At 34.1% G+C, this 22,019-nt stretch carries 19 protein-coding genes; 13 read left to right on the top strand and 6 right to left on the bottom strand.

The genetic code is table 11. From position 1 onward, the window contains the following. The first annotated feature begins 119 nt into the window (after positions 1-119). The 5 genes from CBP76_RS12090 to CBP76_RS12070 all read left to right on the top strand — a co-directional run bounded on the left by CBP76_RS12090 (position 120) and on the right by CBP76_RS12070 (position 5,206). Positions 120-629, top strand: a complete 510-nt coding sequence (locus CBP76_RS12090; RefSeq protein WP_102197111.1) for a DoxX family protein — start codon at positions 120-122, stop codon at positions 627-629. Positions 630-804: 175 nt separating this feature from the next. Continuing rightward, on the top strand, positions 805-1,347 hold the full coding sequence (locus CBP76_RS12085; protein ID WP_102197110.1) for a GNAT family N-acetyltransferase: 543 nt from the start codon (positions 805-807) through the stop codon (positions 1,345-1,347). A 62-nt stretch (positions 1,348-1,409) separates the two neighbouring features. After that, positions 1,410-2,255, top strand: coding sequence for an aldo/keto reductase (locus CBP76_RS12080; RefSeq protein WP_102197109.1), 846 nt, complete (start codon positions 1,410-1,412; stop codon positions 2,253-2,255). A gap of 189 nt (positions 2,256-2,444) precedes the next feature. Further along, entirely contained in the window at positions 2,445-4,037 is a 1,593-nt protein-coding gene (locus CBP76_RS12075) for a cation:proton antiporter (RefSeq protein ID WP_102197108.1), read from the top strand. Between the two features lie 104 nt (positions 4,038-4,141). Further along, positions 4,142-5,206, top strand: coding sequence for a baeRF8 domain-containing protein (locus CBP76_RS12070; protein WP_102197107.1), 1,065 nt, complete (start codon positions 4,142-4,144; stop codon positions 5,204-5,206). A gap of 130 nt (positions 5,207-5,336) precedes the next feature. On the opposite strand, the gene CBP76_RS12065 is transcribed toward CBP76_RS12070, so the two are convergent. From CBP76_RS12065 to CBP76_RS12040, 6 genes are all read right to left on the bottom strand, one after another. Next, positions 5,337-5,909, bottom strand: coding sequence for a sugar O-acetyltransferase (locus CBP76_RS12065; RefSeq protein WP_102197106.1), 573 nt, complete (start codon positions 5,907-5,909; stop codon positions 5,337-5,339). 221 nt (positions 5,910-6,130) lie between these two features. Beyond that, positions 6,131-7,942, bottom strand: a complete 1,812-nt coding sequence (locus CBP76_RS12060; protein WP_102197105.1) for an oligopeptide ABC transporter substrate-binding protein — start codon at positions 7,940-7,942, stop codon at positions 6,131-6,133. A gap of 128 nt (positions 7,943-8,070) precedes the next feature. After that, complete coding sequence (locus CBP76_RS12055) at positions 8,071-9,021, bottom strand: ABC transporter permease (protein WP_102197104.1); 951 nt, start codon at positions 9,019-9,021, stop codon at positions 8,071-8,073. Positions 9,022-9,034: 13 nt separating this feature from the next. Further along, positions 9,035-9,994, bottom strand: a complete 960-nt coding sequence (locus CBP76_RS12050; RefSeq protein ID WP_102197103.1) for an ABC transporter permease — start codon at positions 9,992-9,994, stop codon at positions 9,035-9,037. Beyond that, positions 9,994-10,965 (bottom strand): ABC transporter ATP-binding protein, encoded by a 972-nt coding sequence (locus tag CBP76_RS12045; protein ID WP_102197102.1) that lies wholly within the window; start codon positions 10,963-10,965, stop codon positions 9,994-9,996. The genes CBP76_RS12050 and CBP76_RS12045 overlap by 1 nt, the downstream gene beginning before the upstream one ends. Beyond that, complete coding sequence (locus CBP76_RS12040; protein ID WP_102197101.1) at positions 10,962-11,972, bottom strand: ABC transporter ATP-binding protein; 1,011 nt, start codon at positions 11,970-11,972, stop codon at positions 10,962-10,964. The genes CBP76_RS12045 and CBP76_RS12040 overlap by 4 nt, the downstream gene beginning before the upstream one ends. A gap of 450 nt (positions 11,973-12,422) precedes the next feature. On the opposite strand from CBP76_RS12040, the gene CBP76_RS12035 reads away from it, so the two are divergent. The 8 genes from CBP76_RS12035 (at position 12,423) to CBP76_RS12000 (ending at position 21,942) form a co-directional block, all read left to right on the top strand. After that, entirely contained in the window at positions 12,423-12,911 is a 489-nt protein-coding gene (locus CBP76_RS12035; RefSeq protein WP_102197100.1) for a hypothetical protein, read from the top strand. Positions 12,912-13,310: 399 nt separating this feature from the next. Next, complete coding sequence (locus tag CBP76_RS12030) at positions 13,311-13,517, top strand: hypothetical protein (RefSeq protein WP_102197099.1); 207 nt, start codon at positions 13,311-13,313, stop codon at positions 13,515-13,517. 224 nt (positions 13,518-13,741) lie between these two features. Beyond that, positions 13,742-16,069, top strand: a complete 2,328-nt coding sequence (locus CBP76_RS12025; RefSeq protein ID WP_133120395.1) for a glycoside hydrolase family 65 protein — start codon at positions 13,742-13,744, stop codon at positions 16,067-16,069. A 275-nt stretch (positions 16,070-16,344) separates the two neighbouring features. Next, positions 16,345-17,154, top strand: a complete 810-nt coding sequence (locus tag CBP76_RS12020) for an SDR family NAD(P)-dependent oxidoreductase (protein ID WP_102197097.1) — start codon at positions 16,345-16,347, stop codon at positions 17,152-17,154. 10 nt (positions 17,155-17,164) lie between these two features. Next, positions 17,165-17,911, top strand: coding sequence for a MurR/RpiR family transcriptional regulator (locus CBP76_RS12015; protein ID WP_102197096.1), 747 nt, complete (start codon positions 17,165-17,167; stop codon positions 17,909-17,911). A gap of 203 nt (positions 17,912-18,114) precedes the next feature. Next, a complete protein-coding gene (locus CBP76_RS12010) occupies positions 18,115-19,551 on the top strand; it encodes a 6-phospho-beta-glucosidase (protein WP_102197095.1) in 1,437 nt (478 codons plus the stop codon). Positions 19,552-19,553: 2 nt separating this feature from the next. Further along, complete coding sequence (locus tag CBP76_RS12005; RefSeq protein ID WP_102197094.1) at positions 19,554-20,453, top strand: ROK family protein; 900 nt, start codon at positions 19,554-19,556, stop codon at positions 20,451-20,453. Between the two features lie 142 nt (positions 20,454-20,595). Next, a complete protein-coding gene (locus CBP76_RS12000) occupies positions 20,596-21,942 on the top strand; it encodes a PTS sugar transporter subunit IIC (RefSeq protein WP_102197093.1) in 1,347 nt (448 codons plus the stop codon). Positions 21,943-22,019 lie beyond the last annotated feature (77 nt).

Below are 22,019 nucleotides of genomic sequence, written 5' to 3'. Positions count from 1 at the left end.
GTCCTTTTTTTGTGCATTTAAAAGTTATATTTGTAGACTATTTTTTCTGAAAATGATTCTATGTAAATAAATAGTTTTATAATAGTAAATGTATTATTTACTAGAGAGGGGATAACAAAATGGTTAAATTTTTACGTACTAGTAAAATTGCATCAATCATTTTAGCAATTATTAGAATTTATTTAGGTGTCCTTTGGACAATGGCTGGCTGGGAGAAAATAACTGGTGGTGCTTCTGGAGCCGTCAAGGGTTTATTAACTAATGCGGTTAAAAATCCAGTTACTGGACCAACTGGTAAAGTTGTTTATCCTTGGTTTAATGATATGCTGAGTGCAATTCTACCACATTACAGGGGTATGAGCTTAATGGTTTCTTGGGGTGAGTTTTTAGTCGGTTTAGGATTAATTTTCGGCTGTCTTACTACTGCTGCGGTATTCTTTGGTTTACTGATGAATTTCTCATATATGTTGGCAGGAGCAATCTCAGTAAATCCTGAGTATATTTTCTTGGAATACTTCATTATTATTGCTGGATTTAACGCTGGCAAAATTGGATTGGACTATTGGGTAATTCCATGGATTAGAACTAATATCTTCAAACAAAGACAAAAATCCGATATTTGGAGTTAACTAAAAGGTTTAAGCTGAATTAAAAGTAATATAAATTATTAACAGAAATGTGGGATGAAATATATTCGACCTTTGAATATGTTTTGTCCCACATTTTTTCATATAATGACTGTAAAATTATTTGTTTCTATGTTTAAATAATCAATTATTAGGTAATTAAGGAAGGCAGAATCGAATGGTAAAAATAAGAATGGCTACTGAGAATGACGCACAAAGTTTATTGGATATTTATGCTCCATATATCAAAGAGACAACAATTACATTTGAAGATGTTGTTCCTTCATTAACAAATTTCAAACAACGTATTCATGATATTATTCTAAGTTTTCCTTATTTTGTAGCAGAAGATGATAATGGAAAGATTATTGGTTATGCCTACGCTCATCTTTATGGTCCCAGAGCTGCCTACGCTTGGACTGCTGAGGCAAGTATTTATGTGGATCGTAATTTTAAGGGTCATGGATTGGGAACAGCTTTATATCAGAAATTAGAGGATGCACTATGTTCTCAAGGTGTGGTCAATTTGATGGCTTGCATAACAGAGGGAAACGAAAACAGTATTCACTTTCATGAAAAATTTGGATATAAGGAAGTCGGAACCTTTGTCAAAGTTGGTTATAAGTTTAATCGTTGGTTGGATGTTACTTGGATGCAAAAGAGTTTGAATCCTCGAACTGATAATATGAAAAAAATAATTTCTTATAATAAATTAAGTTAAAAAATTTGACTTAGAGTTACCTCTAGGTAGTATGATTTTTATGACATGGAAGGAGTGTTTTTATGACAGAAATAACGAATACATTTGAACTTGCTAATGGTGTCAAAATACCTAAGGTTGGCTTTGGTACTTGGCAGATTCCTGCTAGTAAGGCAAGAAAAGCTGTTAAGGATGCTATTGAAACCGGATATAGACATATAGATACTGCTTTGGTTTACGATAACGAAAAAGAAGTTGGAGAGGGAATCAAGGATTCTGGAGTAAAACGTGAAGATTTGTTTGTAACATCAAAATTGCCATCACATACTAAATCATATGATGGAGCACTAAAAGATTTTGAAACTACAATGAAGAATTTAGATCTTGATTATTTGGACTTATATTTAATCCATGCTCCATGGCCATGGAATGAAATTGGTTCTAATCATGATAAGGGAAATATTGAGGCTTGGCGTGCGATGGAAGAGATTTATAAATCTGGTCGTGTGAAAGCTATTGGTGTTTCAAATTTTAATGTTCATGATCTGGAAAATGTTATGAAAGATGCTACAGTCAATCCAATGGTTGATCAAATTCAATATTACGTTGGATTCACAGAACCTAAGATTACTGAATTTGCAAAGAAGAACAATATTTTGGTAGAAGCTTATTCACCTCTTGCCACTGGTGGTTTGATTAATAATGAAGATGTCTTGGAAATTGCCAAAAAGTATAACGTCAGTGTACCCCAATTAGCACTTAAGTTTGTGATTCAAAATGATGTTTTACCTTTACCAAAGGCTGTCCATAAAGAACATATTGAAGCTAATACTAAATTAGATTTTGAAATTAGTGATGAAGATATGAAGGTATTGAATTTAATGCCTGATACAGCACCTTCTCATTTCCATAATCCTACACAAGGATAAAGATTTTGAGTATTAAGACAAAAGAGCCAGTAATTGTATTTTGATTACTGACTCTTTTTACGTTTTTATTATAATTTATATTATTTTTGAACCTTGGCCTACCGAAATTTCCATTTATAATAAATATATGTAGTATTAAAGAAAAGTTGGTCTTAGATTTAATTCTAAATATATATAGGGGATAGTGGTATGGAACTATACGAATCAACATTTGCAATTTTAATTGCAGTTGCATTAGGAAACATTATTTCAAGATTTTTTTCAAAAATTTCTTCAACATATATTAATTTATTAGTAGGAGTTGTCTTTGGAATAATTCCTTTTACGAACCATATGATTCTTGAATTTAATAATGAGGTTTTTATGTTATTAGTTATTACTCCACTTCTATTCTTCGAGGGACAGAAGACGATGAATTATATTGTTTGGCAAAAATATCGTAATATAATTAGCACGGCAGTCTTTTTGGTGGTAGTAATTGCCATTGTAGGAACAATTTCTGTTAATTGGTTAAATGGAATTTCCTTGCCTTTGGCAATGATAATTGTGGCTATTAGTACACCAACAGATGCTACTGCACTGGAATCTGTTAAATCAGGATTAATTTTGCCTAAGAACATTGGTTCAATGTTAAAAATGGAATCTTTATTTAATGATGCAACCGGAATCGTTCTCTTACAGGCAGCTTTAATTTGGTATCGTACAGGAGAATTTTCTTTTATAAATAATTCAAAAACATTTTTTGTTTCTGCAATAGGTGGAATGTTTTTCGGAGTATTCATGGCATTTATGATCATGCTATTTCGTCAATGGTTAGTTAGAACAAAAATTAATGTGATCTCATCGCAGACTTTGATATTTCTTTTGACGCCCTTCATTATTTATATCTTGGCAGAAAGAATCGAAGTGTCAGGTATTATTGCGGTAGTTAGTGCGGGTCTAGTTTTTAATAGTGAGGTCAGACGAAGCCGATTTACATCGCCTAGACAGATGCATTTTGGTGTTCAATTAATGAATTTTTTGAATGAAATTTTGAATAGTTTTGTTTTTGTTGTCTTGGGGATTAGCTTAGAACGGATAGTGGTTCAACAAAACAATAATCTTACTCATTCATTTCAGTGGTTGGTAATAGCATTTGTAGTATATATATCATCACTATTAGTTAGATTTATTTATTCAAGAGTTGTTAGTCGACTGAGCGTAATGGATGCAATAATTTTTTCATTGGGCGGAGTGCATGGGTCTGTTACTTTAGCGATGGCCTTTTCTGTTATTGGAATGGGTATTAAAAATAATTCTAGTGTTTTTAATTTAATTATTTTAGTTGAATCAGCAGTTATTATTTTAAGTATGATTGTTCCTACAATTGTTTTTAGATTTATATTACCCCGAGATACTCAAGCTGATGTTTCAAAACAAGTTTATAAAATCCGGAATCAAATGGTAAGTTTAGGTATTAAAAGTGTAAATGACATTCCAAATGTATCTCAAGAAGTTAGAGATAGTGTGATCTACGATTTGAAAGATCAATTGCAGGAGAATAATGTACATCAATATTTGAGACAATGGAACAATGTTAACGGTGAAGTAGGTATTTTTGCTGATGATCTCCATGAGCAAGAACATAGAGTATTACTACATGCATTTAGTGTCGAACAGAAATATTTGTGTGATATTTCGGAAGAAGGGCCTATTGAACAAACATATATAGATGATATTTTTAGCGAACTTTTATTAGCCGAATCATTAATTTTAGACCCTAACAATCAAGGTGAACGATAAAAAAATAAAATTATTAGCAAATTGTTAGACAATTCACATACATCATGATAATATAAAAATATACTAATGATAACGATAAGATTTTTTAGACAAGGAGATGAACTATGAAATTAAAAAACGATAACTTAATGAAGCTTTTAACATCCGATATGGAACCAAAAATCAGCATTATCTTACCAATTCATCCGGAAACTCCTCAGGTAGAGAACAATATTCTCACTTACAAAAATCTTTTAAAAGACGTCAAAAAAGATCTTGAGTACAATTATCCACGTCGGGACTGGAAAAATGCAGTTGAAAGATTAGATGCCTTAACTCTTGATAGAAGATTATGGAACGATGCCAAAAAGGCCTTACTTATTTTTGCTAACAACGAAGCAATGGAAATTTGTGAGATGGAACATACAGTTTTGGCTAAAGAACATATTGGAAATACTTTCTTGATACAGGATCTTTTATTACCTGAAGAGAATGTCCATAAACCAGATTATTTAATCAATATTAGTCGTGATCGAATTAATGTAATGGAAATGGATAGCCTAAGAGAGATTGAAATTGAGGGACTTCACACTATGTTCTCTGATTACTATTCTGACTTTGATGCTAATGCCAATTTAAATTCAGGTTCATATGGTGGTTTAAACGCAAGTTACCACGGACACCGTGCTAAATCCGAAGAGCAACAAAAGGACCAAGCCATTTATTACCAGTATCTAGATAAGGAATTAAAAGACCTTCACCAAAAATACGGATACACTTTTGTGTTAGCTGGATTACCAGAGGTATTAGATGTCTATCTAAATTCATACGAAAAAAGAGACTATATCGGTGGTATTATCCGTGGATCAGTTATGAATTTGAACAGAGCAGAATTATCAAAACGTATTGATGAGTACAATCTCTTTGAGAGAATGGCTAATATTGAAAAGGTTAAACAAGATGTAGAACAAGCTAATAATCAGGATCGTGTTATTAACGATTTAAGTACTATTGAATCTGCTTTAGATAATCGGGATGTTAAGTCATTAGTTTCGTTTAACGATGGTAGTTCATATTCAGTAGAGCATAATAAGTTACTACTGAAATCCTTAGTCAATAAAATCAATTGTCGCGTAGTTTATACAGTAGGCGACAAGAGTTATCCTAGTATGAATGCTATTTTGTACTAAGAACGTGTGAAAGCACGTTTGGCTTTGAGGATTAGAGCATTAAAATAACCTAGTAATCGTATTTTGATTACTAGGTTATTTGTTTTATGTTTTATAACTGTATTTTTTTGTGGTTACAGTGTAAATCTAGTTATTTGGATTTTGGTTTATTTTCCCTTAAAACTTTGGCAGGATTACCTACGACAATGACATTATCAGGGAATGAATGAGTTACGACAGAACCCGCACCAACAATAATATTATTTCCCAAAGTGACACCGGGTAGAATTGATGCACCGCCACCGACCCAAACATCGTTACCAATCGTTATCGGAGCAACTGTTTCGGCTTCGGTTCTTCTAAGCGATGGATCTAAAGGATGTTGAGGCGTGTAGAGGCCAACTTTGGGGCCGAACTTAACATCATTACCGATTGTTATTTTACCTTCATCACAAAGCATTACATCGTGATTAGCATAGAAGTGATTACCAATAGTAATGTTAACGCCATAACTGAAATAAATTGTTGGTTCAACGAAGAATCGATCTCCTACTGATTTCATCAAGCTCTTAATTTTGGAATTACGTTCGTCATTATTAGAAATACGATTGTATTCCATTAATTTTTTACGAACATCGTTGCGTAAGGCAGCTAAGTCGTTTGATTCCAAATAAAGTTCTCCATTAATCATTTTCTGGTAAGATGAATCTTCTTCAATATCCATTTTTTATTAATCTCTCCTCAAATAAACAATATATTAAGCATAGCACAGTAGTAAAATTCTTGTGTTAGGGATATATAAAATAAAAAAGACCGGAGCATTAGGATTGGGAATTATCCTAACACTTCAGTCTTTTTGGGATTTTAAAACAAACTAATTAACTATTTTTATGTGTGTAATGTGAGAGAGTGGTTAATCAGTTTTGAATAATGGAGCCCATTGACTTACTTCATTTTTGAAGAAGTCAATGTAAGGTTACTGTAGAATGAATCATCGTTAGCGGGACTAATATTAAATCCTTTAACACGATTGTTAACTGGTTGCCATGCATAAGAGAATTGCTCTCCGACAACACCAGCTTGGGAATTCATATAGTTCTGCCACTCTTTAAATGTCTTAGCACGAGTGGTATCGTTCCATGAAGTACTATCATTCATTTTATTGATTAATTCAGTATTTTTCTTTGTGACGAAATGTCCGTAATTGAATGGAGCAGTATCGCCATACAGTTGTGACTCAGTAGGTTCAGATGACATAGACCATACTCCTAGCCAAAGATCCATCTTATTTTGAGTTGGTTTTTGGAGAGTATCATAGAAGCTATTCATTTCCATTGGTTTACCATTAGTGAATTTAACATTTAGACCAATTTTGTGCCATTGTTGTAGATAGTCTTGATAAACGGCTTCTGTACTTGAACTACTTGACATAGCACCAAAATGGATTGTAAGTGGTTTACCTTTTGGATCTGAACGCCACTTGCTGCCATTACGCTTCTTGTAACCAGCATCGTCAAGTAACTTATTGGCTTTTTTGATATTCAATGTATAACCCTTAGCGGACTTATCATAATATTTATCAAAAATTGGAGGAAGAATAGTATTGGCACGTTGCTTGACGCCATTACCAAATTTCTTAGTAACTTGATCGATGTTTAGAGCATACATCATGGCTTGACGTAAGCTCTTATTAGCCATTTTCTTATTTGAATCGGAAACATTTTTACCTGTCTTAGTATCGTAATGACCTAAATTAAATGCAAAGTAACTATAAGATAGTGATGGTTTGCCAATATTTGTGTAACCTTTTAAATTTTTAAGGTTCTTATAATCAGTTCCACCAAGAGATGCGGCAGCAAAAGGAACAACTGAATCATATTTCTTTGATTGAAGGGCCTTATCAATATTGTTCATTGAAACAACATTGATAGTAATATGACCAATCTGTGCTTTCTTGCCGTAGTAATACTTATTTGGTGACCAACTAGTTGATTCACCTTCGACAACTTTATCCAACTTATATGGACCAGTGAAAATAGGATTCTTACGAATTTGGTCGGATGCGGCAAGTTTGGCAATTGGAACATCCTTGATATATTCATATGGTTCAACAGAACCCCAGATAAATGAGTTTCCTGAGAATTTCATACTTGGAGCCATCTTTTTGAATTGAATAACAGCTACTTTACCATTTTCACCCTTAGGGAAGGTAATACCAGAAATTGTGTTTGCTGTACCATCACGATATTCTTTTAAACCAACAATATTTTCGAAATCAGAAGAGTATTGTTGAGTAGTAGATTTCTTATTAGCTAGGACTTCATAAGAATATTCAATATCCTTGGCTGTAACATCTGAACCATTTGACCATTTAGCATTGCTACGAAGGGTGATAGTAGCGGTTTTTGCCTTACGATCAAGCTTTTGGTTAGCAAGTCCACCATCAACGATTTTATAGTTCTTGTCATATTTGAATAAATTGTTCAAATTACCAGGTGCAAAAGCCATGGCATCGGAAGCATTAGAACCCAAAATTGGATCAGTGATCCCTTGGAACGGTGAATTATTGACCAAGGCCAATTTCAAAGTTCCATTCTTAGTAGCTGATTTATCAGTTGCGTCTGAATTCTTATAATTAGTTGAGAATTTAACGGCTGAATTTGATGAAGAAGAGCTGTTATTAGAACAGCCGGCAAGTGTCAAAGCAGCTAGAAAAGTAACTGCGGCGACGATTAATTTATGTTTGGTTTTAACCATTGTGTTTCCCCCTTAAAAATTAATAACCCTAAATTTTAACCAATTCCCCGTGTTGAAAGATGAGTTGGCATTGAATAAAAAGATGCGTCTGTAATGATGGAGGCACCACTTCCCTTAAATTTTTTAAGTTAATCTGAAATACCGTGACGTTGTGAAGCATCGGCAGCTCTTCTAACGACTTGACCAATATAACTGATAGATAAACAGAGAATGATGATCAAGAGGGCTGCTGGCAACCAGGTCCACCAGTATTGAGTGATATTATTGGGATCGTTGGCATTGGCAATCAAAGTACCAAGTGATGGTGTTTGAATAGGGAGACCAAATCCCAAATAAGAGAGTCCTGTTTCAACACCTATATTTTCTGCGAACGATAAGGTCGTATCAACGATGATCAATGAGGAAATATTCGGCATGATTTCACGAAAAATAATTTTGAAACTACCAGTTCCAGACGTTTTAGAAGCTGCGACATAATCTTTTTCAGATTCGGAAAGAGTTCTTGAACGGATCAAACGCGAGGTTCCTTCCCAATAAAAGATTGAGAAAATAAAAGTCAAAGTAACGGCATTGTAGCTTTTGATGATAGTAACTAAAACAATGATCATCATGGTCATTGGTAACATCATCATAAAGTCATAGACACGCTGCATTCCCCAGTCGATGTAGCCATTGAAATAACCAGAGATTAGTCCCCAACAAATACCGAAAGTTGAAGAAATAAGTGTTAAGCCAATAGCGATACCGATAGAGTTTCTTGCGCCAACGATCAGTTGTTGAAGAATCGGACGTCCACCAGTGTCCGCTCCTAATAAGAAACCGTTTGAACCAGGTGTAGCATTGTAGTTCATGATGTCAGTTTCCATCATCTTAGGAGTGTTGATAAATAGGGAAGCAATCATAACGAATAGAATAAATGTGACAACCAATATCAAAGCAACCATTGCTGGTTTATCAGCTTTGAATTCACTCCAAATAATTTTGCTAGATGAAGGAGTAGCTTCATCTTGGGCTTCTTTAGAAAGTCGTTCTAGGTCGGCCGCTGAAATGTCTGAATGTTTGTTTAAATTCTCTTCCATAATAACGACCTCCTTATTGAATTCTGATTCTAGGATCGACGATACTTAGGATGATATCTGAAAGTAAGGTACCTAATAGATTTAAGATTCCGTAAATTAAAACTAAAGCGGTGATAACTGTATAATCACGATAACTGATTGAATTAATAAAGAGTAATCCCATACCAGGATATGAAAAGACTGTCTCAGTAAATAGGGAACCATTTAACAGACCAGTAATTGAGTAACCTGCAAAGGCTGCAATAGGTAAGAGTGAATTTCTGAAGATGTGATGTCTGTAGATGTCTTTTTCAGGGACACCCTTTGAACGAGCGGTTCTAACATAATCTGATCCCTTGGCATCAATAACCTCGGAACGAAGATATTGCACAATGTTAACAGTTCCGAACAAAGCTCCAAGGATTCCTGGTAGAAGAATGTGATAAAGTCTTGAAGCAATGGTTGGAAAACCGGGATTGGCTGTTGACGAAACGGAACCTGTAGTTGGGAACCAACCTAGAACATAACCAAAGATCCAGATCCCAATAACTAAAATAACGAAGAAGGGGATACAGTAAGTTACATAGGTATAAATTCTGATAATTGAATCTGGTAATTTTCCTTCATGTTTAGCGGCGTACATTCCCATCGGTAAAGCAAAACAATAAGTTAAAACAGTTGTGAATAAAGCTAACCAAAGTGTGTTAACGGCACGACCACTAATTAAACGGGTAACTGGTTCTTGATATTGATAACTATTACCAAGGTTACCGTGGAACAAATGAACTACCCAGTTCCAATATTGCTGATACCAAGGATCGTATAGGCCATTGATTTTCATTAAATGATGAATTTGAGCAGGGTCAGCCTTGGGATTGATTGAACCAGTAAATGGGTCACCAGGCATGGCTTTAGCAAGTAGAAAAACTAGAATACTAAGAATAATAATTTCAGGAATCATGATTAAGATACGACGGAGAATTGTTTTCCACATTATGCTTTGACCTCGCCTTCATGTTTGATTTTTTCAACCAAATCCTCAGGTAAAGCAACTGAATGAGTTGGTGAAATTTGGACTAATGGATAAGCCTTGCCATCTTTGTCATAGTATTTATCTTGCTGCTCTTGATAAATCTTTTCGACCTCTAAACGTTGTTCCCGATGTTCTTGACGATGATTAACATTAGTTTCAGGAATGGCGGCCAATAATCGCTTGGTATAGATATGTAAGGGATGGTTGTAAATATCATCTCTAGTACCAATTTCAACCAGACGACCACGATTCATAATGGCGATGTTATTGCACATGTGTCTGACGACACCCAAATCGTGTGATATGAAAAGATATGAAATTCCAAATTCTCTTTGAATTTTTTTCATAAAGTTAAGTACTTGAGCCTGGACTGAAAGATCCAAAGCTGAAACAGGTTCGTCAGCAATGATCAATTTAGGATTGGTAGCTACCGCTCTGGCAACACCGATACGTTGTCTTTGCCCACCTGAAAATTGGTGAGGATATTTATAAAGTGCATCAGCATCAAGCCCAACAATGTCTAGTAATTGAAGAACACGTAATTTTTCTTCATTAGCATCTAGTTTCTCAAAGTTTCTTAATGGTTCAGCGATGATGTCTTCAATTCTTTTTCGAGGATTCAAACTAGAAAGTGAATCTTGGAAAATCATTTGAACATCGTGATTGTAATCGAGTTCCTTGCGATTAGATTTTTTAGTGATGTCTTTACCTTTATACATAATCGAACCACTAGTGATCTTTTCCAGACCAACCACTGATTTACCAGTTGTCGATTTACCAGAACCTGATTCTCCAACAAGGCCATAAGTTTCGCCAGCTTCAATATTGAAACTAATACCATCTACCGCCTTGACTGAATAGGTGATTCGATTCCAAAAACCAGAACGGATGGGGTAATGCACTTTTAAATCGTTGATTTCAATTAGGCTCATGCTCTTTGTCCCCCTTGATCAGGAAATTCGAAATCTTTATAGCAAGTACAACGAACACTATGTCCAGACTCTATTTCGTGCATTATTGGATTCGTTTCGTGAGAAGAACTTTTTACCCAAGGAATTCTTGGGGCAAAACGATCTCCCGTATGAGGCATTTTTTGTAATGAAGGGACATTTCCTTTGATGACATATAAATCATCATTTTCGTTATCTCGTTGTGGCATTGATCTTAAGAGTGAACGAGTATAAGGATGCTTAGGAGTATTAAAAATTTGTTCAGCAGAACCCAGTTCAACTATTTGACCGGCATACATAACTGCAACTCGATCGGCTGTTTCGGCAACGACTCCTAAATCATGAGTGATTAGAATAATTCCAGCGTGATTTTCTTTTTGAATATCTCTTAAAACGTCAAGAATCTGTGCTTGAATAGTTACATCCAATGCAGTTGTTGGCTCGTCTGCAATAATTAAATCAGGTTTGCAAGCAATAGCAATGGCAATAATTACACGTTGTCTCATACCGCCAGATAGCTCATGTGGAAATTGATGAGCAGTTCTTTTAGGATTGACAATGCCAACATCTTTTAATAATTCCAAGACACGATCATGTTTTTGTTCAGCAGTGAGGTTGGTGTGATAGTCCATAACCTCTTGTATTTGATCTTCAATTCGTTTTAAAGGATTCAATGCCGATAATGGATCTTGGAAAATCATACCGATCTTGGCACCTCGAAATTGGTTGTAGCCCTTCTCATCAAGCGAGAGCAAGTTAGTGCCTTCAAAATCAATTTCGCCAGTGATTTTTGTTTCTGCTGGATCATGTAGTCCCATGATGGTTGTTGCTAGGGTGCTTTTTCCACAGCCAGATTCGCCAACAATAGCTAAAATCTCATCATGATGTACTTCAAGATTGATATGTGAAATTGCATCGTAATATTTACCCTTAATCTTAAATGATGTATTAACATCTTTAATATTCAAAAATTCTGATGTAGACTCCAAGAAATCCCCTCCTGGCTTCAATTTATCCCTAATTCGCCCTACAGCAAAAGCATAAACACGTATGATTGAATTGAGATGGTAACGATTGGTTATGATTATAATTAATTGTATTTTAATTTACAAGGATTATTTATTAAAGAAATATTAAAAATACTAATTTTGGCAAAGTGCCATATATTGTGAGAGGATAAAAGATTGAAAGCAATGTAACCCTTTACACAGCAAAGTTCGAAGGGACTATAAAGAAATATATGTGAATGAATAATCATATTAATATTGAAATAAATACAAAATGTCTTAATTAATACATTAATAAATATATATTATAAATTAGATTGTGAGAATCGTTGAACTTGAACGATTACTCGTGCCATACTATTAATAAAAGTTGTCGATTTAATTATTTCAAATAATATATGTTAATATGTCTTTAAGAAAAAAGGTGGATATATGCGTCATCGTAAAAAGAATAGAAAGCCATTAATTTTAATAGTTGTTTCAGTTTTAGTTATTTTAGTTTTATGTATAGTGTTTTTCTTTCCGTTAAATAATGTTTTGAGAAATGTAACAGGGAATGACACAGCTAGTGACAAGGTTGTTAAGTCTGAATTAGTGAAGAAAGTTAAATCCAAAAAAACAGGGGATTCAGCAAAGGATGAGAAGATTGATCGAGCTGCCTCTGTTCTGGGTAAAAAGAAAATGTCACAGATTATTTCAGCAGCAAGTAGTCAACAAAAAACTGCTGATTTAATTCAAGATTCCTCATCTTTATCTAAAGAACAATCCCAAAAAGCTGCTCAAGAAATTTTTACGAATGATAGTTATTCTGGGCTGAGAAATGCTGTTAGCGATGGAAATTGGTATCAGGCATATCAGCAATATCAGAAATTGTCTAATAATGGACAATTGAATCAATTGAGGCAAGATATAAGTCAATAAAAAATAGACATAATGGCCACTTAAAAATGGTCCTTATGTCTATTCTTTTGTGACAAAAAGTGATTTTAATCAGCATTTATACTGTTATTTAATTTGTATAATTTTTTCATAGTCTAATTTTTTAAGGTTTCTATAAGAATTGTCAATTATGGTTAAAATTATTACTGTCATATAAAATACTTGAATAGTTGATTTATATGTCTGGATAAATTAATTTATCCAAGTCATATTTCTTAACGTGGGAACTTTTTTATGACAGACTGTAAATACAAATTTTCCAATAATTTTGGAAAACTTATATTTTAGGTTAAAATATCATATATTATGAAAGGTACAGGTTGTATTTAGCATATGATGACAATAGGAAGATATTTGAGGACCAAGAGGTTCTTTAAAGAAATGACTTTACAACAAGTCGTTGATACAGTGAGCGAGGATTATAACTTCTCGACGTCGACTTCAGTTTTGAGTGCTATTGAAACTGATAAGAATAAGATCATTGACGGAGAGTTATTGTTCGTACTTTCAGATTTGTATGGAATTGATTTGAGTGAGATTAGTGAATTAATTCTAAAGAATTTAAAAGAGAACAATACTAGAAGATAAATATCAATATTGAACAAAAATTTGGGTTAGTTTGATTATTGATATAGGATTGTTACTTTTGAGAAAATGTGTCCTTTTGAGGGTACATTTTTTTATTTTGAAATAAATTAGGACATCTTTTTGTAATATCTAAATAAAAACGTTTACAATATGTATGAGGAAGTTTAAACATATTTTGAACATTACCAGTATTGAGGCAAAATAAATTGATTGGACGAAGAGAAATGAAATTTTGCGTAGATACAGATAAGAGAAATAGCTGGTATATTGGTACGGATAATTTTGACACGATGATGATCAATAAAATTGAATCAGTTATGTTTCAAGGAAATGGATATTTGGGTATCAGAGGAGTCTCCGAGGAACGACAACTTGGTGAACGTCGAGATATGTTTGTGGCGGGGACCTTTGATGCTTTTCCAGGTGAGGTAACTGAATTACCTAATCTACCTGATTTGGTCAATATGGAGATCAAAATTGATAAGGAGAGTCTGTCTTTAAATGATGGCTCAATAGAGGATTATCATAAATATTTGAATTTAAAAAATGGCGAATTGACGAGAACCTTTGATTGGATTATCAATGATAAGAGGATTAATTTTAGATTTTCTAGGTTCGTTTCAATGCGTGATAAGCATTTGTTTGTATCAAAAGTAGAAATTAGTTCGGACCAAAATAATTTGAATATCCAAATAAGATCAGGAATTGATGGTCAACAATCAAACAGTGAAACTCAACATATGATAGAGGGCAATAAGCGTTTATATGATGGGCAATATATTCAGTTGATGTCAGAAACTCAGCAGTCTCATATTAAATTTGCTTTCAATGTGAAAAATGATGCTTATATTGATGGGATTTTGTTGAATATGAAACCTTATATCAATATGGGACGTCGTCAAATTTTTTGTAATTATGATTTGAATTTGAATACTGATCAGAAATTCACGTTGATTAAATATGCTAATGTCTATACAAGTATTGATCGAAACAATGCTAACAGTGATCTTTCAACATTATCACTTGAAAGATTAAAATATAATAGTTTATCAAATTATGATGAATTATTACAAAAATCAACTAAATCATGGTTAAAAAATGTCTGGCAAAAAGATTACGTCAAGATAGATTCTGATGATATCAAACCACAAGTTGCCATTAATTTTGCACGGTATCAGTTAGTAGCTAGTACTCCAGATGATAATAGGATGAATATTGGAGCCAAAGGATTAACTGGCGAAGGCTATAAAGGACATACTTTTTGGGATACAGAAATATTTATGTTGCCATATTATATTTATGCTAATCCAGCAGTTGCCCAAAAACTTTTAGCTTATCGATATCTAGGATTAACAGGGGCACATAAAAAGGCTCAGAAGAATAATTATCAGGGCGCTCAGTTCCCTTGGGAGGCCGCCTGGCCCGAAGATGGTGAAACGGCACCATTATACGGGTCAGCCGATATAATCACCGGAGAGGCCATGAAAATCTGGTCAGGGTTCATTGAACAGCATATTACTAGTGATATTGTGATTTCAGTTATGGAATATCTGAACGCTACTAATGATCAGGAATTTGCTAAGAATATGGGATATGAAATTATTTTGGATGCGGCAAAGTTCTGGGTCAGTCGCTTAGAATATGATGAAGATCGTGATCGTTACGAAATTACGAATGTTATTGGACCGGATGAGTATAAGGAACACGTTAATAATAATGCGTTTACCAACTATACAGCTAAATGGTGTATTCAAAAGGCTATTAAAATTTTCAATACTTTGAAAGAAAATTATCCAGATATATATGTTCATTTAAATGAAAAGATGAATTTGAAAGAAACATATAATGAATGGATAGATAAAGTAAACAAAATTTATTTACCACGGCCCAATGTAGATGGTGTAATCCCTCAAGATGATCAATACTTATCTAAAAGAATTATTGATTTGTCACGTTATCAAACTAATAATCAAGTGAGCGATATATTTAAAAGTTACAATTTAACTCAAATTGATGGTATGCAAATAACTAAACAAGCAGATGTTTTACTGTTATTGAATCTATTTGGAGATCGTTTTGATGAAAAAATAAAACGAATCAATTGGAATTATTATGAACCCAAAACAACGCATGATTCATCATTATCATTGTCAACGCATGCTATGATGGCTAGTGATTTACGATTAAATAAAGAAGCCTATGAATTTTATGAAAAAGCTTGCGAAATAGACTTAGGAACACATATAGGCAAGGCTAGTCAGGGACTGCATTTGGCTGCTTGTGGTGGCATTTGGAATGCTACTGTAAAAGGGTTTGGTGGTTTGAAGGTTGTTAATAATAAGCTCAGCCTAGATCCAAATTTGCCAGCTAATTGGCAACAACTGCAATATCAAATTCACTGGCACAATAGTCTTGTAAAAGTCAGCATTGACCATAGTAAGATGATTGTAGGGGTTACTGATGGAGACTTGGAGTTCATTAGTCATGGTCAAACATATCGTGTAATTGATGGTAAAACGGTTGAATTAGATTATGTGGTAGAAAAAAGTTGATATAAAAAAATCTAGTGGCTTTGAATAATGGGAAGCTAGGTTATAAGTTCTTCTTGTATGTTTTTTAGTAAAAATAAATAGTTCGTATTAATTTGTAGAAATATATCAATTAATACGAACTTTTTTTGTATACTTAATTATTTTGAATAGAGTCTAGTATCACTAAAGCCCTAGCTAAATCAGAATAATTTAAATTGAACTCTTTTTGTAGAACATAATTAATTGGATTATGAATACGCTAAAATAGAATTATGACAAGATTTGGAGGAATAGACATGACTAAGGTAGCGATAATAACGGGTATATCATCTGGAATGGGTAAAGCAAGCGCGTTATATTTTAAGTCTAAGGGATTTGAAGTTTATGGTGGAGCCAGACGTGTTGAACGGTTAAAGGATTTAAATGAACAAGCTATTCATACGCAAGCATTAGATGTAACTGATAAAATATCGGTACGTAGTTTAGTCGATCGAGTGGTTAGTGAACAAAGTCGGATTGATGTGTTGATCAATAATGCTGGTTATGGAGAATATGGTCCTTTGGAAGAGGTGCCAATTGAAAATGCCAAAAAACAATTTGATGTTAATTTGTTTGGGGTAGGTCAAATAACACAATATGTTTTACCAATTATGCGTCGTCAAAAATCGGGTCGTATTATTAATATTTCTTCTATTGGTGCTGATGTATATAGTCCTCTGGGCGGATGGTATCATGCAACTAAAGCAAGCTTGAATATGTGGAGTGATGTGCTAGATTCAGAGGTTAAGAGATTTGGAATTCGTTCAGTCGTCGTACAGCCAGGAATTACTAAATCGGAGTGGAGTAAAATTGCTTTTGAAAATGCACGTAAGAATTTAAAAGAAAATTCACCATACGAAGAATTAATAAACAAGGTAGAAAATTTGTTCAATCAAATTGGAAGTGGAGCAACGTCTGAAGATTTGGCTAAGATATTCTATCAAGCTGCTACAGACAAAAATCCTAAGCGTCGCTACTATAATTCAGTAATGGATCATGGGATGGTTCTGATTGCTAAAAAAATGCCTAACACTTATCGTAAAGTGTTAACAAGATTAATTAAGTAGAGGATTTAATATGGCCTTTTTTGGATTTAAAGATATTGATAAATTATCAGAAGTAGATATGGCGGTATATCGCTTTATTGTTGACCATGACGAACAAGTTCCTTATATGAGAGTGCGTGATTTGGCGAAGGGGGCACATGTCTCAAACTCATCAGTCATGCGGTTCATTCATAAGATTGGGTACAGTAGTTTTCCTGAGTTTAAGGTTTCATTTAAAACTGAGAATCAAGATTTAATGAAATCTAACGATGATATTTTAAATATAATTACTCGAGATGTGTTTCCCAATGATATTGAAAAAACAATAAAATTAGTGGCTCATATAATGTTAGACGCTGACAATGTTATTTTCTTTGGTATGGGAGCATCAGGGGCAATTGCGAAATATGCAGCTAGGCAAGCGGCATCGTTAGGATTCAATAGTTTAGCAGTTGAAGATCCATACTATCCATTAATACAACAGTTAAGTAATGCCTCTAACAATGTATTAATTACATTGTCAGTCTCAGGTAAGACAACTGAATTAGTTGAAACACTAAATGATTTTGTCAATTCAGCAGATACAGTCTTGGTCAGTATTACTGGCAATATTGAAAGTCCAATTGCTAGAATTGGCCGTTACGCTTTAACGTATAAGGTCAAAGAAACTAGGATACATAAGTATTATGATCTGACTAGTCAAGTTCCATGTGTTTATTTAGTAGATGGACTGTTAAAGGAGTTACGTAATCAGGATAATGCACGTAGATTAAATTGATTATGGTACATAGTGTTCCAACTGTGGAATATTAATCAATTGATAGGTACAAGAATTCAAAGCGCTTACAAAGTGTTCACATTTTGTAAGCGCTTTTTTATAATTGGCTAGTAAGTTAGTTAAAAGAAACTGTTGAAAAAATAAAAATTCTAAAATTACTGATTCAGCATTAGAAACAAAGAGCATCAAGAGGGAGAACGATTATGGAACTTAAAGGACAAGCATTTCCAGATGGATTTTTATGGGGTGGAGCAGTGGCTGCTCATCAACTTGAGGGAGGTTTTGACCAAGATGGTAAGGGGTTAAGTACTGCTGATGTAATGACAATTGGTGCTAATGGAATTTCTAGGAAGATCACCGATGGAATAGACCCAAATGAATTTTATCCTAACCATAATGCTATTGATTTCTATCATCGTTATCCAGAAGATATTAAATTATTTGCTGAAATGGGATTTAAGGCTTTTAGAACATCAATAGCTTGGACAAGAATTTTTCCTAATGGTGATGAAGATGAACCAAATGAAGCAGGATTGAAGTTTTATGACGATATGTTCGATGAATGTCTCAAATATGGAATTCAACCAGTCATTACTTTGTCACACTTTGAAATGCCATATCATTTAGTCAAAAAATATGGTGGTTGGCGTAGTCGCAAGGTGATTGATTATTTTGTTAAATTTGCAACAGTAGTTTTTAAACGTTATAAGAATAAAGTTAAATATTGGATGACTTTTAATGAAATCAATAATCAAACTGATTATGAATCAAGTCATGCGCTCTTTACCGACTCAGGCATTATCCCTAAACCAGGAGAGAATAATGAGAAATTAATGTATCAAGCTGCACATTATGAACTAGTAGCTAGTGCTAAGGCTGTGAAAATTGGGCATGAGATCAATCCCGATTTTCAAATTGGTTGTATGATCGCTATGACACCAATCTATCCATTAACATCAAAGCCAAAAGATGTTTTATTTGCCCAACGTGCTATGCAAACTAGGTTCTGGTTCGCAGATGTTCATGCCAACGGTTTTTATCCTAAATGGTTATTAAATCATTTTGCAGAAGAGAATTTTGAAATGGATATTACCAACAATGATTTGGAATCTTTGAAGGAAGGCCGTGTTGATTATATTGGTTTTAGTTATTATATGTCGTTTGCGGTAAAAGATACTGGCAAACTTGAATATAACGAAAGCCATGATCGAGTTGACAATCCTTACATCAAAGCAAGTGAATGGGGTTGGCAAGTTGATCCGGTTGGATTGAGATATGCACTGAACTGGTTTAACGATCGTTATCATTTACCATTGTTTATTGTGGAAAATGGTCTAGGTGCTGTTGATAAGATCACATCTGACAAAAAGGTTCATGATGATTATCGAATTGAATATATGAATAACCATATTAGTGAGATGAAGAAGGCCGTACTAGAAGATGGTGTGGATTTAATTGGATATACGCCTTGGGGATGTATCGATTTGGTTGCGGCAAGTACGGGCCAAATGTCCAAGCGTTATGGAATGATTTATGTTGATGAACAAGATGATGGTACTGGTTCTTTGGAAAGATATCGTAAGGATTCATTTTATTGGTTTGAGAATGTCATTAAGACTAATGGTTCGGAGATAGGATGAATATGAAGAAATATATCGGAATTGATATTGGTGGAACATCTGTTAAATATGGTCTAGTTGATGAAAAAGGATCAGTTTCTAATAAGAACAGTTTTAAAACCAAAGCAGATGATAAAACGGGTTTGCTGGATGATTTAGTTGAGGCTGTAAAAGAAGTGCAAAAGATTGCTCCTGATGTATTGGGCATTGGGGTTAGTATGCCAGGAGTTGTTCAAGCAGATGGCTATTTGACAACTGCCGGAGCAATATATGGTTTCTATGAAATTAATCTTAAAGTACTTTTGGAGGCTAAAACTGGTTTACCAGTGAAGATTGAGAACGATGCTAATGCAGCTGCAATTGCGGAAAAATGGATTGGTTCGGCACAAGGCATTCATGACTATATTAGTTTGGTTTTGGGAACTGGTGTTGGCGGTGCTTTAGTGATTAATGACCAAATTTATCGTGGAGCTCATGCTCGTAGTGGTGAGTTTGGTTGGATGATTGTTGAAGATGATGATATTGATGTTGAAATGGGGAGCTTGAATTTTCGTGGAGCTACAGTAATTGGCTTGATACGTCGATACAATCAATTTAGTGATGAAAAAATTGATGATGCTAGAATTATTTTCGAAAGAGCAGATCAAGATGAAACTTTAGCAAAGAATGTTTTGAAGAGTTATTACCACAGTCTTGCTAAGGGTATCATTAACCTGGAAGTTTCATTTGATCCTGCGGCAGTAATTATCGGTGGAGGTATCAGTGCTAATACTGAGTTTTTGAATGATTTAAATAAAATGATTGAGAGTATTAAAGCAACCCATAATAGTATTAAAAATCTTGATCTCCCTGAGGTTAAGGCTGCCAAATTAAAGAATGATGCCGGTATGATAGGCGCTGTTTATCAGTTAATTAATAATTAGTATTTTTCTTTATAGGAAGGATAATAAAATGATAAATCTTAAAAATGGGCCACCAAATTGATTCATAACTTAGAATCTATTTTTTTGAAATTATAAATTGTTGGAATTTAAAATTATATATTTTCAACGAGGGGAGAAATATATGAAAAAATGGTTTAACGAAAAGGTTATGCCAGGTATGATGTGGTTTGTTAATACCCGTGTTATAACCGCTATTAAAAATGGTATGTTAGTTTCATTGCCATTCATTATGGTTGGTTCTGTTTTCCTACTATTAGCTTCATTTCCTGTTCCTGCCGTCGCTAATTGGATGAATGCAACCGGGCTAACACCTTATTGGAATCAAGCTTACAATGCTTCATTTGGTGTTATGTCAATCTTTGCTGTTGTTGGTATTGCTTATAACTGGGCTAAGGATGCTGGATATGAGCCATTGCCAGCCGGTATGATTGCTTTGGTCAGTTTCTTCTTGATCATGCGTCCTACAACAGCCGTTTTAAACGGTACTAAGACAGTTATTTCTGCAAATCAAGCACCTACTATGTTGGGTGGATTTATTGATAGAACTTGGCTTGGTGGTCAAGGTATGATTGCCGCCATCTTAGTTGGTTTGTTAACTGGATGGATTTATTCATGGTTCTTAAAGCATCACATTACAATCAAATTACCTGATTCAGTTCCACCTGCAGTTTCTGACTCATTTATAGCCTTGATCCCTGCATTTGTTATTGTTACAGGTTTCTTAGTTATTTACATTATCTTTGATTTAGTAGCACATCAAACTGTTACGCAATGGATTTACACAACAATTCAAACACCTTTGCAAGGTTTAACTGATTCTGCAGGTGGTGTCTTCTTAGTTGGTATTTTGATCCCATTCCTATGGTTCTTTGGTGTTCATGGTTCTACTATTGTCAGTGGTATCATGAGTCCATTATTACAAGCTAACGCTTTACAAAATGCTAAGATTTTCCAAGCTCATGGTGTTGTAACAGCCGCCTTGGGCGGTCATATCTTTACACAGTCATTACTAGATCAATTCGGTACCGTAACAGGTGCTGGTATGACATTTGGTATTGCTGTTTACATCTTATTCTTTGCTAAATCAGCTCAAATGAGAGCTATTGGTAAAGTTGCCTTCGTACCTGCAATTTTTAATATTAATGAACCAATTTTGTTCGGTTTACCAGTTGTTTTGAATCCACTTATGATCATTCCATTTATGTTTATGCCAACATTCTCAATGTTGTCAACGTACTTCTTAATTAAAGTTGGGATTTTGCCATATCTAAATGGTGTACAAGTTCCTTGGACTACTCCACCAATTGTTTCTGGATTCTTAGTCGGTGGTTGGAAAGTTATGATTTGGCAAGCTATCATAATTGCATTATCATTCTTTGTTTATTATCCATTTGTTCGTAGACAAGATAAGATGCTTTATGATCAAGAACAATTAGAAGCTACCAAAGAGGCTGGTGCTACAGCTTAATAATTTTTTAAAAAGTATAAAATATGCTCAACTTGCGAGCAGCGGAGTTAGTTATAAAGAAAACCCTTTAGTTTGGT

Source organism: Companilactobacillus nuruki, assembly GCF_002872255.1.
Taxonomy (GTDB): domain Bacteria; phylum Bacillota; class Bacilli; order Lactobacillales; family Lactobacillaceae; genus Companilactobacillus; species Companilactobacillus nuruki.
This window is presented reverse-complemented; position numbering and strand designations above follow the sequence as displayed.